11 protein-coding genes are annotated in these 13945 nt (G+C 69.3%); 8 read left to right on the forward strand and 3 right to left on the reverse strand.

Annotated features, from left to right (window positions below):
- The first annotated feature begins 134 nt into the window (after positions 1-134).
- The 3 genes from ACP7TJ_RS25875 to ACP7TJ_RS25885 are packed head-to-tail and all read left to right on the forward strand — an operon-like array spanning position 135 to position 4005.
- Complete coding sequence (locus ACP7TJ_RS25875) at positions 135-971, forward strand: vWA domain-containing protein (RefSeq protein ID WP_093766303.1); 837 nt, start codon at positions 135-137, stop codon at positions 969-971.
- Entirely contained in the window at positions 968-1816 is an 849-nt protein-coding gene (locus tag ACP7TJ_RS25880; protein WP_427765724.1) for a hypothetical protein, read from the forward strand. Before ACP7TJ_RS25875 ends, ACP7TJ_RS25880 begins: the two co-directional genes overlap by 4 nt.
- 2 nt (positions 1817-1818) lie before the next feature.
- A complete protein-coding gene (locus ACP7TJ_RS25885) occupies positions 1819-4005 on the forward strand; it encodes a hypothetical protein (RefSeq protein WP_427765726.1) in 2187 nt (728 codons plus the stop codon).
- Positions 4006-4129: 124 nt separating this feature from the next.
- Here the strand turns inward: ACP7TJ_RS25885 and ACP7TJ_RS25890 are convergent, their stop codons facing one another.
- Both ACP7TJ_RS25890 and ACP7TJ_RS25895 read right to left on the reverse strand, forming a co-directional pair.
- Positions 4130-5659 (reverse strand): helix-turn-helix domain-containing protein, encoded by a 1530-nt coding sequence (locus ACP7TJ_RS25890; protein ID WP_093766300.1) that lies wholly within the window; start codon positions 5657-5659, stop codon positions 4130-4132.
- 89 nt (positions 5660-5748) lie between these two features.
- Entirely contained in the window at positions 5749-5952 is a 204-nt protein-coding gene (locus tag ACP7TJ_RS25895; RefSeq protein ID WP_093766299.1) for a DUF4236 domain-containing protein, read from the reverse strand.
- Positions 5953-6148: 196 nt separating this feature from the next.
- Here ACP7TJ_RS25895 and ACP7TJ_RS25900 point away from each other — a divergent pair, with 196 nt between their 5' ends.
- The 3 genes from ACP7TJ_RS25900 (at position 6149) to ACP7TJ_RS25910 (ending at position 10569) form a co-directional block, all read left to right on the forward strand.
- On the forward strand, positions 6149-7039 hold the full coding sequence (locus ACP7TJ_RS25900; protein ID WP_427767470.1) for an aminoglycoside phosphotransferase family protein: 891 nt from the start codon (positions 6149-6151) through the stop codon (positions 7037-7039).
- Positions 7040-7277: 238 nt separating this feature from the next.
- Positions 7278-10001, forward strand: a complete 2724-nt coding sequence (gene acnA, locus ACP7TJ_RS25905) for an aconitate hydratase AcnA (protein WP_281402940.1) — start codon at positions 7278-7280, stop codon at positions 9999-10001.
- Between the two features lie 229 nt (positions 10002-10230).
- Complete coding sequence (locus ACP7TJ_RS25910; protein ID WP_427765729.1) at positions 10231-10569, forward strand: hypothetical protein; 339 nt, start codon at positions 10231-10233, stop codon at positions 10567-10569.
- 200 nt (positions 10570-10769) lie between these two features.
- On the opposite strand, the gene ACP7TJ_RS25915 is transcribed toward ACP7TJ_RS25910, so the two are convergent.
- Positions 10770-11774 (reverse strand): acetylxylan esterase, encoded by a 1005-nt coding sequence (locus ACP7TJ_RS25915; protein WP_427765732.1) that lies wholly within the window; start codon positions 11772-11774, stop codon positions 10770-10772.
- A 255-nt stretch (positions 11775-12029) separates the two neighbouring features.
- On the opposite strand from ACP7TJ_RS25915, the gene ACP7TJ_RS25920 reads away from it, so the two are divergent.
- Positions 12030-13022 carry an ABC transporter permease gene (locus ACP7TJ_RS25920; RefSeq protein WP_167743791.1) on the forward strand — a complete coding sequence of 331 codons (993 nt, stop codon included), beginning with the start codon at positions 12030-12032 and terminating at the stop codon, positions 13020-13022.
- Positions 13016-13897, forward strand: a complete 882-nt coding sequence (locus tag ACP7TJ_RS25925; RefSeq protein ID WP_093766293.1) for a carbohydrate ABC transporter permease — start codon at positions 13016-13018, stop codon at positions 13895-13897. Before ACP7TJ_RS25920 ends, ACP7TJ_RS25925 begins: the two co-directional genes overlap by 7 nt.
- The last annotated feature ends 48 nt before the right edge of the window (positions 13898-13945 follow it).

A 13945-nucleotide genomic window follows, 5' to 3' on the forward strand; every position in this document is an offset into this window, starting at 1 on the left:
ACCGAACCGCTCGACCTACGATGTGACCGGGGGGATCTCGGCGTCCCGGCGTGCGCGCCGAGAGCCGGAACTCGGCGTGCCGTGTGAGCTCCTCCGCATGACCGAGACCCTCAGCAGCCAGCCAGGAGCGCCCCGTGCCGTACACGGCCGAGATCAGCCGCAGCAATCCGACGAGCATCATCTTCCTCGTCGATCAGTCGACCTCCATGAGCGACCCCATCGGCGGGGAGGTCCCCCAGCAGAAGGCGGACGTCGTCGCCGACGCCATCAACCGCCTCCTGACGGAACTCTCGGTCAAGTGCGCCAAGGAAGAGGGCGTGCGGGACTACTTCCACATCGCCGTCATCGGATACGGCGCCACGGTGGGCTCGGCGTTCGCGGGCTCGCTCGCCGGCCGTGACATCGTCCCGCTCAGCGAGGTGGCGGACAATCCGGCCCGCGTCGACGAGCGGAGCAAGAAGGTGCCCGACGGCGCCGGCGGCCTGGTGGAGACCGTGGTCAACTTCCCGCTGTGGATGGACCCGGTCGCCCATGGCGGGACCCCGATGAACCGGGCCCTCCAGTACGCCGAGAACCTCGTCGCCGGCTGGACGGAGCGCTACCCGGCCGGCTTCCCGCCCATCGTCATCAACCTGACGGACGGCGAGTCGACCGACGGCGACCCCACCGCCGCCGCCGAGGCCATCACCTCGCACGCCACCGCCGACGGCGCGGCGCTCCTGTTCAACCTGCACGTCTCCGCAGCGGGGGGAACCCCCACCGCCTTCCCCGACACCGCCGACGGACTTCCCGACGCCTACGCCCGCACCCTCTTCTCCATGTCGAGCCCGCTGCCCAGCCACATGCGCTCGTACGCCGCCTCCCAGGGCCAGCGGGTCAGCGAGACGACCCGCGGCTTCGTCTACAACGCGGACATCACGACGGTCGTGCAGTTCCTCGACATCGGCACCCGAGCCACCGAGCTGCGGTGACGACTCCGCTCTCCTGCGTGTACGTGACGCACCTCGTGGCCCCGAAGCACGGGAGTACCGAGGACGAATGCGAGGACGCGGTCGCCGTGCTCCCCAGCCGCTCACACGACGACATGCTGCTCGAACCCGTCACCGCGGGCGTCTGTGACGGTGCGACGGAAAGCGCCCTGGCCAAGGACTGGGCCCGGCTGCTGTCCCGCGCGGCGGCCGAAAGTGCTCTGCAGCGACCGGACTTCCTGGCCGGCGGAACCGCCTACGAGGAGTTCGCTTCGTCGGCGGTGGCTCAGTGGGATCCCTGGCTGGAGCAGTACACACAGGCGCGCACCGCGGAAGGGCGGCCGCTGAAATGGTACGAACACACCAAGCTGGCCGAAGGCGCCTACGCGACGCTGCTCACGGTGCGCGTCGATCCGGACTCCATTGTCGAGCACGAAGCAGCTGAACCGGCGTGGCGGTGGCGGGCTGCAGCCCTGGGGGACAGCTGCCTCTTCCACCTGCGGGCCGACCGGCTGGTACAGGCGTTCCCGGTACAGGCCGTCGAGGAGTTCGGCAGCACCCCTGACCTCTTCGGCAGCCGCAACCACGACGCGGCGCTGCTGGCCTGCCGTACGCGGTTCACCGAAGGCCGGTGCGCGCCCGGCGACCGGCTGCTCCTCATGACCGACGCCCTGGCCGCGTGGTTCCTGTCGGCCCCGGACCAGGAGGGCGCGCTGCGCCAACTGCTGGAGTTCGCCGGGCCCGACGACCTGGACGGGTTCAGGGAGTGGCTGAACGGTCTGCGGGGCGGCGGACAACTGCGCAACGACGACGTGGCGGTCGTACGGATCGACTTCGAAGGACGGTGAACATGGGCTCGACCACCGGTCCGCAGAGGCAGTTCCCCAGCGGCGGCGACTACGCGGAGGCACTGCAGCACACGCACCTGTGCTTTCGGCATCCCGAACTCAGAGGTGCCCGGCCGGAACTGACCAAGCTCGGTCTGCCCCGCGCCATCTCCGGCGCCTTCGCCAGCGTGTTCTCGTTGACCTCCGCAACGTCGGGCCAGCGGTACGCGGTCAAATGCTTCACCCGCCACGTTCCCGACCAGGAACGCCGTTACCAGGCCATCAGCTCCCGGCTTGCCCAGCTGGACCCGGCCGAGCTATCCCAGCCGTGGGCTCTCGGCTTCGAGTACCTTCCCGATGCGATCAGCGTCGGGAAGGAGCGCTATCCGGTCCTGAAGATGGAGTGGTGCGAGGCCGTCACGCTGTCCTCCTGGCTCGACGACAACCACGCCGACCGGTTCGCCGTCGGCCGGCTGGCCGACCGGTTCGAGGCACTTACCCGAGACCTGACGGCAAATCAGATAGCTCACGGTGACCTCCAGCACGGCAACCTGCTCGTCGCGAGTGACGACACCCTGCGCCTGGTCGACTACGACGGCATGTATGTGCCGGCACTGGCCGGTCTGAACGGTACCGAGCGGGGACACCGCAACTACCAGTCGCCCCTGCGGGGGAACGACGACTTCGGGGACAACCTGGACCGCTTCTCCGCGTGGGTCATCTTCCTGTCGCTTAAGGCGATCGCCGCCGACCCCGCACTCTGGAACCGGCTGCACGAGCCGCAAGGCGAGTTCCTGTTGCTCGCCGAGGAGGACTTCAAGAGTCCGAGCGGTTCCACCGGGCTGCAGACGCTGCTGTCCCACCCCGACCGGATGGTGAGCGGCCTCGCCGACCAGGTGAGGTCGCTGGCCTTCCAGCCGCTGGACCTGCTGCCTCCGCTGGCCGCGACGGTCCCCGGGCAGCGCACCGCCGCGACGGGGGCCACGCGAGCGGCCGCTTCCGGCGCGGGCACCGCCCCCGCCCCCGCTGCGGGCGGACTGCCCGGCTGGATGGCGGGACACGTCCCTCAGCCGGCCCCGCCGCCATCGACCGAACCCGCCGTCACCTCACCGGACGGCTTCCGCGTCCGGACCCTGCTGGACGTCGTCACGGCCATGCTCTGGCCCCTCGCGTTGGCCGCGACGGCCTTGCTCGTCGTCACGGGATACCGGGCGCCGCTGATCGGGCCGGGCGTGCCCGTTGCCGCTGCTCTCCTGTTCACCGCGTTCGCCCGGAGCCGCCGGGCGGAGCGGGCACAGTCACGGGCCGCTCTTGCTCAACTGACGAACGAACTCGCCCGGCTCGGGGACCCGGTCAAGGCAGCCGAGAAGTTGCGCCAGGACCGGGCAGAGCTCGACGCTGCCGAGACCAAGCGGATCGCAGCCCACCCGCGCGCCCAGGACAAGCTCACAGCCCGGTACCACGCCGAGCTGAAGGAGGCCGAGAAGCGCAAGGTCCGCAGGCAGCGCGACATCGACAAGAAGATCGACGGCCTCGCGGAGGAACTGCGCAGGGCCTTGGGTAAGGCACTCGCCGACAAGCAGTCCGCATACGTGCGGGACCAGCTCAGCCGTCGGCTGATCGCCCAGTCCCTGCCGCCCGGCATCGGGCCGACACTCGCCGCTCGCCTCGCGGACGCGGGCATCCGGACGGCAGCAGACTTCACGGGCTACCGGTCCGTGCTGAACACCAGTTTCACTAGCACCGGAGCCGAACTCGTGCTTAGTAACGGCCGAGTCATCGCTGTCCACGGCATCGGTGAGGCCAGGGCCATCGCTCTCGAGGTCTGGCGTAAAAGCCACATCGCTTCCGCCGAAGCCCGCCAGCCGACCGCGCTCAGCGCGTCGGAGCGGCAGTCGATCAGGCAGGGCATCGACCGCCGTCGGTCCCAGCTCACCACCCAGCGCAAGGCAGTGGAGTCCGAGACCGATGCCTTGCGTGCCAAGGCACGAAAGGAACTGCAGGAAGCACAGGAACGGCTCAACCGGGAAAACGCGCAGGCGGGTGACCGGGCTCGGAGGCAGCGGCAGGAACTCAGTCGGCGTGCGGTCGAACTGCAGCAGAACAGTGCGCTCCATGGAACGCTGAGTGCTTCCGTCGAGGCCGCCAAGCTCAGGCAGCGCGGGCTCTCGTACGCGAGTTACCTACGGTTCCTCTACCTCGGTCATTGATGTCGCGTCCGTGCGCGGGCGCGCGCCGGCGGTTACGCTCGTCGTCCCCGGAGGTGCCGCCATGCCCCCTCCGCGCATGTGCGCGTCAGCGTGGGATCAGAGAAGGCGCGACGGCAGCCGTTGGTCAGATGTCCCGGAAGATCTCGATCTGCGCCCCGATCGAGTTCAGCCGCTCCGCCAGGTCCTCGTAACCGCGGTTGATGACGTACACGTTGCGCAGCACCGACGTCCCCTCCGCCGCCATCATGGCGAGCAGGACGACGACGGCCGGGCGCAGGGCCGGCGGGCACATCATCTCCGCCGCGCGCCAGCGGGTCGGGCCCTCGACCAGCACACGGTGCGGGTCCAGCAACTGCAGCCGTCCGCCGAGGCGGTTGAGGTCGGTCAGGTAGATGGCGCGGTTGTCGTAGACCCAGTCGTGGATCAGCGTCTTGCCCTGAGCCACCGCGGCGATGGCCGCGAAGAACGGCACGTTGTCGATGTTCAGGCCGGGGAACGGCATCGGGTGGATCTTGTCGATCGGCGCCTCCAGCTTGGACGGCCGGACCGTCAGGTCCACCAGCCGGGTGCGGCCGTTGTCCGCGAAGTACTCCGGCGAGCGGTCGTGGTCGAGGCCCATCTCCTCGAGGACCGCCAGCTCGATCTCCAGGAACTCGATCGGCACCCGGCGGACCGTCAGCTCCGACTCCGTCACCACCGCGGCCGCCACCAGGCTCATCGCCTCGACCGGGTCCTCGGAGGGGGAGTAGTCGACGTCCACGTCGATCTTCGGCACGCCGTGCACGGTCAGCGTCGTGGTGCCGATGCCGTCGACCTTGACGCCCAGCGCCTCCAGGAAGAAGCACAGGTCCTGGACCATGTAGTTGGAGGACGCGTTGCGGATGACGGTCGTGCCGTCGTGCCGCGCGGCGGCCAGCAGCGCGTTCTCGGTGACCGTGTCCCCGCGCTCGGTCAGCACGATCGGGCGGTCCGGGGCGGCGCTCCGGTCGACCACCGCGTGGTACTGGCCCTCCGTCGCCGCGATGTCCAGGCCGAACCGGCGCAGCGCGATCATGTGCGGTTCCACCGTGCGCGTGCCGAGGTCGCAGCCGCCCGCGTACGGCAGCATGAAGCGGTCCAGGCGGTGCAGCAGCGGGCCGAGGAACATGATGATGGAGCGGGTGCGGCGGGCCGCGTCCGCGTCGATCGCCGCGAGGTCCAGCTCGGCCGGCGGCACGATCTCCAGGTCGACGCCGTCGTTGATCCAGCGGGTGCGCACGCCGATGGAGTTCAGCACCTCCAGGAGGCGGTACACCTCCTCGATGCGGGCGACGCGGCGCAGCACCGTGCGCCCGCTGTTGAGCAGCGAGGCGCACAGCAGTGCCACGCACGCGTTCTTGCTCGTCTTCACGTCGATGGCGCCGGAGAGCCGGCGGCCGCCGACCACACGCAGATGCATCGGTCCGGCGTAGCCGAGGGAGACGATCTCACTGTCCAGCGCCTCGCCGATACGGGCGATCATCTCAAGGCTGATGTTCTGGTTGCCGCGCTCGATCCGGTTGACGGCGCTCTGGCTGGTGCCGAGCGCCTCCGCGAGCTGGGTCTGCGTCCAGCCGCGGTGCTGCCTGGCGTCACGGATGAGCTTGCCGATGCGTACGAGGTAGTCGTCTGCCATGAGGTTGAGGCTATCTCAGATATGAGATGGCACCTCCTGGGGGGTCCATTCGGGTGACAGTCGGGTGATGTGACGTCAATGTGCCCCGACTATCCGCCGGTCCGGCGGCTGCGGGTGGTGTGCCGCCACCCGAAAGGTCCGGGCAAATCCATCGATGTCGTACGACGTCCGGTACTGCTCCGAGTGTGCCGGGGTCCGTTCTTCCCGCCGGTGGTGATGGACCACGACTTCTTGTTGATGTTCAGCCGCACTCCCGGAAGGATCCGGAAACTCTTACGGAACGTGAGGGGCATCCTCGCCTCCCTGATCGGGCCTGTCGTGACTGACTGTGCCTCAGTCGGATACCCCGGTCCGCGGCCGTCATGGCAGCCGCCGGCCGTGTCGGCCGTGGCGCCGGGCCTTCCGCGGCGGGAGGGTGGAGGAGGCTGTCTGTCGTGTTCGCTTCCGTCGCTTCGAACCGGACCAGTGGAAAGGCCTGCGAGATTGACCATGCACGATGACCAAGTGGACGTGACCGCCGACATCGTTGCGACCTTGATCCAAGAACAGTTCCCTCAGTGGAGCGGCAAGGCGATCCAGCCGCTGTCGTCGACCGGGACGGTCCACGCCATATTCCGCATCGGGGACGACCTCTCCGCGCGATTCCCGCTGCGTCTGACCGATCCCACGGAGACGCTGGCGGTTCTGGAGCGGGAAGCCCGGGCGAGCGCGGAGCTGGCACAGGTGTCCCGCTTCCCTGTGCCGGAACCCGTCGCCCTGGGAAAGCCTGGAGCGGGATACCCCATGCCGTGGTCGGTCCAGACATGGCTGCCGGGAACGGTCGCCTTCGACGCCGACCCGAGTGGGTCGGACGCTTTCGCCGAGGACCTCGCGGCCTTCATCGCAGCCCTGCGGGACGCCGAGACGCGGGGGCGGCGTTTCAGCGGCGACAACCGTGGCGGCGTTCTCGCTCACCACGACGACTGGATGGAGAAGTGCTTCGAGGAGAGCGAGGGGCTGCTCGACGTGCCCCGGCTGCGCCAGGTGTGGAGCCATTTTCGGGAGTTGCCACGCACGGGTGCCGACGTGATGAGCCATGGTGACCTGATTCCCGGCAACGTACTGGTCACGGGAGACCGGCTCGGCGGCGTACTCGACACCGGCGGCTTCGGCCCGGCCGACCCCGCGCTGGACCTGGTCAGCGGCTGGCACCTGTTGCAGCCGGGCCCAAGGGAAGTGCTCCGGCGGACACTGGCCTGCGACGATCTGGAGTGGGAGCGCGGCAAGGCATGGGCGTTCGAACAGGCGATGGGTCTTGTCTGGTACTACGCCGAGAGCAATCCGACGATGAGCAGAATGGGGCGCCGGACACTCGGCCGCATTCTGGCGTCGATGGAGTGATGTCCCCCCGGGTTCGCTGTCGAACGCCTCGATTGGATGGCAGCGGACACGGAACCCGGGCATGACCATTGCGCGCCCGTGTACTAGAGTTATCTCGACATCGAGATATCTGCCGAGGCGCACCGCGGTCGCCATGCGAGTTAGGCCTACCTAACTTAGCCTGACCTCACCGGAACGGCCAAGCCGGCGTGGCGGCACGATTGACGGTGGTACGCGCACATCAATGAAGGAGACTGTCGTGTCGGCGAACAGCTTCGACGCCCGCAGCACGCTGCAGGTGGGCGACGAGTCGTACGAGATCTTCCGGCTGGACAAGGTCGAGGGCTCCGCGCGCCTTCCCTACAGCCTGAAGGTGCTGCTGGAGAACCTCCTCCGCACCGAGGACGGCGCGAACATCACCGCCGACCACATCCGCGCCCTGGGCGGCTGGGACTCCCAGGCGCAGCCGTCGCAGGAGATCCAGTTCACGCCGGCCCGCGTGATCATGCAGGACTTCACCGGCGTGCCCTGTGTCGTCGACCTCGCCACGATGCGTGAGGCCGTGAAGGAGCTCGGCGGCGACCCGGCGAAGATCAACCCGCTGGCCCCGGCCGAGCTGGTCATCGACCACTCCGTCATCGCCGACAAGTTCGGCACCAACGACGCCTTCAAGCAGAACGTCGACCTGGAGTACGGGCGCAACAAGGAGCGCTACCAGTTCCTGCGCTGGGGCCAGACCGCGTTCGACGAGTTCAAGGTCGTCCCGCCCGGCACCGGCATCGTCCACCAGGTGAACATCGAGCACCTGGCCCGCGTCGTCATGATCCGCGACGGCAAGGCGTACCCCGACACCCTGGTCGGCACCGACTCGCACACCACGATGGTCAACGGCCTGGGCGTCCTCGGCTGGGGCGTCGGCGGCATCGAGGCCGAGGCCGCCATGCTCGGCCAGCCGGTCTCCATGCTGATCCCGCGCGTCGTCGGCTTCAAGCTCACCGGTGAGCTCCAGCCCGGCACCACCGCCACCGACCTGGTGCTCACCATCACCGAGATGCTGCGCAAGCACGGCGTCGTCGGCAAGTTCGTCGAGTTCTACGGCGAGGGTGTGGCCGCCACGAGCCTCGCCAACCGCGCCACCATCGGCAACATGTCGCCGGAGTTCGGCTCCACCGCCGCGATCTTCCCGATCGACGACGAGACCCTCAGCTACCTGCGTCTGACCGGCCGCTCCGAGCAGCAGGTCGCGCTGGTCGAGGCCTACGCCAAGGAGCAGGGCCTCTGGCTGGACCCGAAGGCCGAGCCGGACTTCTCCGAGAAGCTCGAGCTCGACCTGTCCACGGTCGTCCCGTCCATCGCCGGCCCGAAGCGCCCGCAGGACCGCATCGTCCTCGCCGACGCCAAGGCCCAGTTCGCCCAGGACGTGCGCAACTACGTCAAGGACGGCGGCGACGTCGACGAGGCGAGCAAGGAGTCCTTCCCGGCCTCCGACGCCCCGGCCATCTCCAACGGCGCCCCCTCCCACCCGGTCGAGGTGACCGCCCCCGACGGCACCACCTACACCCTGGACCACGGCGCGGTGACGGTCGCGGCCATCACCTCCTGCACCAACACCTCCAACCCGTACGTCATGGTCGCCGCCGCGCTGGTGGCCAAGAAGGCGGTGGAGAAGGGCCTGACCCGCAAGCCGTGGGTCAAGACCACCCTCGCCCCGGGCTCCAAGGTCGTCACCGACTACTTCGAGAAGGCGGGCCTGACCCCGTACCTCGACAAGGTCGGCTTCAACCTGGTCGGTTACGGCTGCACCACCTGCATCGGCAACTCCGGCCCGCTGCCGGAGGAGGTCTCCAAGGCCGTCAACGAGCATGACCTGGCCGTCACCTCGGTGCTGTCCGGCAACCGCAACTTCGAGGGCCGGATCAACCCGGACGTCAAGATGAACTACCTGGCGTCCCCGCCGCTGGTCGTCGCCTACGCGCTGGCCGGTAGCATGAAGGTGGACATCACCCGCGAGGCCCTCGGCTACGACCAGGACAACAACCCGGTCTTCCTGAAGGACATCTGGCCCTCCGAGGCCGAGGTCAACGACGTCGTGGCGAACGCCATCGGCGAGGACATGTTCTCCAAGTCCTACGCCGACGTCTTCGCCGGCGACGCCCAGTGGCAGGCGCTGCCCATCCCGACCGGCGACACCTTCGAGTGGGACGCCGAGTCCACCTACGTCCGCAAGCCCCCGTACTTCGAGGGCATGCAGATGGAGCCGGCCCCGGTCGAGGACATCACCGGCGCCCGCGTGCTGGCCAAGCTGGGCGACTCGGTCACCACCGACCACATCTCCCCGGCCGGCGCCATCAAGGCCGACACCCCGGCGGGCAAGTACCTCACGGAGCACGGCATCGAGCGCCGCGACTTCAACAGCTACGGCTCCCGCCGCGGCAACCACGAGGTCATGATCCGCGGTACGTTCGCCAACATCCGCCTGCGCAACCAGATCGCGCCGGGCACCGAGGGCGGCTACACGCGTGACTTCACGCAGGAGGGCGGCCCGGTCTCCTTCATCTACGACGCCTCGCAGAACTACCAGGCCGCCGGCATCCCGCTGGTCGTCCTGGCCGGCAAGGAGTACGGCTCCGGCTCGTCCCGCGACTGGGCGGCCAAGGGCACCGCGCTCCTCGGCGTCAAGGCCGTCATCGCCGAGTCGTACGAGCGCATCCACCGCTCGAACCTCATCGGCATGGGCGTCCTGCCGCTGCAGTTCCCCGAGGGCCACACCGCCGAGTCCCTCGGACTGACCGGTGAGGAGACCTTCTCCGTCTCCGGCGTGACCGAGCTGAACGACGGCACCACCCCCCGCACGGTGAAGGTCACCACCGACACCGGTGTCGAGTTCGACGCGGTCGTCCGCATCGACACCCCCGGTGAGGCCGACTACTACCGCAACGGCGGCATCCTGCAGTACGTGCTGCGCAGCCTGATCCGCAAGTAAGCGACAGGCAGGGCGGAAACCGAGGGCCGCATCCCCGCGCGGGGATGCGGCCCTCGGCGTTCCCTTCCCCTCCGTGCCGATACGCGCGGTAACCGTTTACATCTCCGTCCCCCGGCGCTACCGTCCCTTCCACGGACGAGGTGGGAGCGCTCCCATGAGCGCGGCGGACCGGAACCCGTCGCCGGGCGCCGCCACCTCGTCCGCCCCCACAGTCGCGGACGGGAGTGTCATGATCACGTCACCATGCGACCACGTCGGCGCCAGGGCACCCCGACGCAAGGGCAACAGGGTCCTGTTCGCCGTCCTCGTCTGCGTCCTGGCCGCGGTACCGGCGGCCGGCCTAGCCCTGACCTCGGGCGCCGTCACCCACACCCGCCCCGACACGCTGCCGCGCTCCGAACTGCGCGGCCTGCTCTGCCGTGCGGGCACGACGCCCGCCCTCGACACCTCGGACCGCGCGGACGACGCCGTGCGCGTGATGCCCGCGGCCTGCGACCTCCGGGCCGCCGCCCGCGCCCCCTGGCGAGCCGCTCACGCGGGAACCGCCCTGTCATGCCAGGCCCGTTGACCCCGGTCACCGCCGTGCGGCACGCGGCGTCCGAGCCCTCACGCCCCCACCGACCCCCGGGCCCATTCCAGTCGCCGCCGCACGTGCATCGCGTCACCGTCCCGACGGCCCTGGCTCCCTCACGCTCCCACCACCGCTTCCAGCCGGTCCAGTCGCCGCCGCACATGCACCGCGTCCCCGCCTCGCCGGCCCTGGCGCCCTCAAGCCCCCAACACCCTCCCCAGCCAGTCCAGTTGTCGCCGCACATGCACCGCGTCCCCGCCCTCGTGCCCGTTGAACGGGTAGGCGTGCAGCACCTTCTCCTCCTGCCCGCCCGTCAGTTCCGCGTACCGGTTGTACGCCGCGTACGCTCCGCTCGGCGGGCACACCGTGTCGCGGAGCCCTACCCCGAAGTGGGCGGGCGCCTGAGCGCGGCGGGCGAAGGAGATGCCCTCGACGTAGGCCAGGGTGCGGTGGGCCGCCTCCTCCGCGCCCCGGTGCACGGCGAGATACGCGCTGATCTCGCCGTACGGAGAGGCGTCCGTGAGGTCCAGCGCGCGGCGGATCCCGCACAGGAAGGGCGCGGTGACCAGGACCGCCGCGAGGTCCGGCACCAGTCCCGCGACCGCCAGCGCGACGCCCCCGCCCTGGCTGTTGCCGACCGCCGCGACCCGGGAGGCGTCCACGCCGGGCAGCGCCCGGACGGCGTCCACCGCGCGCACCGCGTCGGTGATCAGCCGGCGGTAGTGGTAGTCGTGCGGGTCGAGCAGCCCCCGCGCGGCCGGCCCGGGGCCGCCGGGCGCGCCGGCGTGCGGGTCGGGGGTGTCCCCGCCGCACCCGTACTGGTCGCCCTGACCCCGGTTGTCCATCAGCAGATGCGCGTACCCGGCGTTGACCCAGGTCAGCCGCTCGTGGGGGAGACCCCGGCCGCGCCCGTACCCGGCGAACTCCACCACCGCCGGGAGCGGTTCGGCCGCCCCCGCGGCCGTCCCCGCGGGACGGCTGAACCACCCCCGCACCGGGTCGCCCGCGAAGCCGCGGAACGTCACGTCCCATGTCTCGGTCAGCCGCAGCCCGTTCTCCACCGGGCCGGCGGAGAGCAGGACGTCGCCCGTGCCCGCCGCCTCCTCCAGCGTGCGCTTCCAGAAGGCGTCGAAGTCCGAGGGTTCGGCGACATCGGGACGATGGCGCTCCAGGCCGGCCGGGGGCAGGTCGAACGCGGGCACGCGGCACCTCGCAGAGTCGGGCGGACGGCAGCCCCGATCGTTGCGGGCATGCCGCAGGAAATTTCGGTGGACGGTAACAGATCTTCGCCGGGTCCAACAGCGGTTCGTTCCGGACTTCCGTGCGCCTCCGGTACAGGCAAAAGTCGCTCGTGCGGCACCCATTGACAGCGCTTACCACCACTCATAGGTTGCCGCGGAGTTACCGGTAGGCGCTCGAAAGTTTCGGTTCTGTGTGAGGCACGGGAGGCCCGGGCAATGAGCAGCTCCACCACGTCGGCTCCACCTCCGGGCACACAGGACCCGCCGCCGACGCCCCCGCCCCGCCGGCGCACCCGCTCGCCCTCGCCCACCGGCTGGCGGCGTGCGCTGCGCAAGGACTGGCAGCTCTACTCGCTGGCCGTGCTGCCGCTGCTGTTCTTCCTGGTGTTCCGCTATCTGCCGATGATCGGCAACGTGATCGCGTTCCGCCGGTTCGAGCCGGGCGGCTCGATCCTCGGCGAGTACTGGGTGGGCCTGCGCTACGTCGAGATGTTCCTGTCCGACCCGACGTTCTGGCAGGTCTTCCGGAACACCCTGTGGATCGGCGGACTGACGCTCCTGTTCTGCTTCCCGGTCCCGATCGTGCTCGCCCTGCTGCTCAACGAGGTCCGCCGCAGGTCACTGAGACGATTCGTGCAGTCGGTGTCCTACCTGCCGCACTTCCTGTCCATCGTGATCGTCGCCGGCATCACGATGCAGATGCTCGCCACCGACGGCCCGGTCAACCATGTCCTCGGCTGGTTCGGGCACGACCCGGTCCGGTTCATCCAGGAGCCCGACTGGTTCCGCACCATCTACGTCGGCTCCGAGATCTGGCAGACCGCCGGCTGGGGCACGATCCTCTACCTCGCCGCGCTCACCACCATCGACGAGGACCTGTACGAGGCCGCCCGGATCGACGGCGCGAACCGCTGGCGGCAGATCTGGCACGTCACCCTGCCCGGCATCCGCCCCACCATGATCACGCTGCTGATCCTCAACATCGGCACGTTCCTGGCCGTCGGCTTCGAGAAGGTCCTGTTGCTGTACAACCCGCTGACGTATCCCACCGCCGACGTGATCTCCACGTATCTCTACCGCACGGGTGTGGAGTCCAACAGCTTCAGCTACGCCGCCGCCATCGGCCTGTTCGAGGCGGTCATCGGCCTGGTGCTGATCACCTCGGCCAACCAGCTGTCGCGCCGCACGGTCGGGACGAGCCTGTGGTGAGCACGATCCGCCCCTCCCGGGGGTACCGCGTCTTCCAGGGCGTCAACGGCGTCATCCTCACCCTCGTCGTGCTGATCACGCTGTATCCGTTCGTCAACATCGTCGCCCGCTCGTTCAGCGGCGAGAAGGAGATCCGCGCCGGTGACGTGACGCTGTGGCCCAAGGGCTTCGACCTCACCACGTACGAGATCGTCTTCTCCGACTCGATGTTCTGGCGGAACTACGGCAACACCGTCCTCTACACGGTGGTCGCCACCGCCGTCGCCATGGTGCTGACCACCTGCTACGCCTACGTCCTGTCCAAGCACCACCTCAAGGGCCGCGGCGCGCTGGTCGGGATCGCCGTGTTCACCATGTTCTTCACCGGCGGCCTCATCCCGAACTACGTCCTGATCACCAGCCTCGGGCTGAAGAACAGCGTGTGGGCCATCGCCCTGCCGAACGCGATCAGCGTCTTCAACCTGCTGGTGATGAAGGCCTTCTTCGAGAGCCTGCCGTCGGAGCTGGAGGAGGCCGCCCAGATCGACGGCCTGAGCACCTACGGCGTCCTGCTGCGGATCGTGCTGCCGCTGTCCAAGGCGGTCGTCGCGACCATGGTGCTGTTCTACTCGGTGTCCTTCTGGAACTCCTGGTTCTCGGCGTTCCTCTACATGGACCGCACCGAGCTGATGCCGGTCACGGTGTATCTGCGCAACCTCCTCGCGGGCGCCACCGGAGGCACCGGCGCCGGCGCCACCACCGAGAACCTCACCCAGGTCAACGCCAACATCCAGGCGGTGACGATCGTGCTCACCTCGCTGCCCATCCTCTGCGTGTACCCGTTCGTGCAGCGCTACTTCGTCTCCGGCGTGATGCTCGGCGCGGTCAAGGGCTGACGACCGCCGGCGCTCCCCCCAACCCCGCAGTCCACCCCCACGTCACAG

Origin of the sequence: Streptomyces sp. DSM 41931, from assembly GCF_050271085.1 — a bacterium.
GTDB lineage: Bacteria > Actinomycetota > Actinomycetes > Streptomycetales > Streptomycetaceae > Streptomyces > Streptomyces albogriseolus.

Coding starts and splice junctions, on each gene's coding strand:
- ACP7TJ_RS25895 (WP_093766299.1), bottom strand. CDS start 5,952: ATGCCCCTCACGTTCCGTAAGAGTTTCCGGATCCTTCCGGGAGTGCGG.
- ACP7TJ_RS25900 (WP_427767470.1), top strand. CDS start 6,149: ATGCACGATGACCAAGTGGACGTGACCGCCGACATCGTTGCGACCTTG.
- ACP7TJ_RS25910 (WP_427765729.1), top strand. CDS start 10,231: ATGATCACGTCACCATGCGACCACGTCGGCGCCAGGGCACCCCGACGC.
- ACP7TJ_RS25890 (WP_093766300.1), bottom strand. CDS start 5,659: ATGGCAGACGACTACCTCGTACGCATCGGCAAGCTCATCCGTGACGCC.
- ACP7TJ_RS25885 (WP_427765726.1), top strand. CDS start 1,819: ATGGGCTCGACCACCGGTCCGCAGAGGCAGTTCCCCAGCGGCGGCGAC.
- ACP7TJ_RS25920 (WP_167743791.1), top strand. CDS start 12,030: ATGAGCAGCTCCACCACGTCGGCTCCACCTCCGGGCACACAGGACCCG.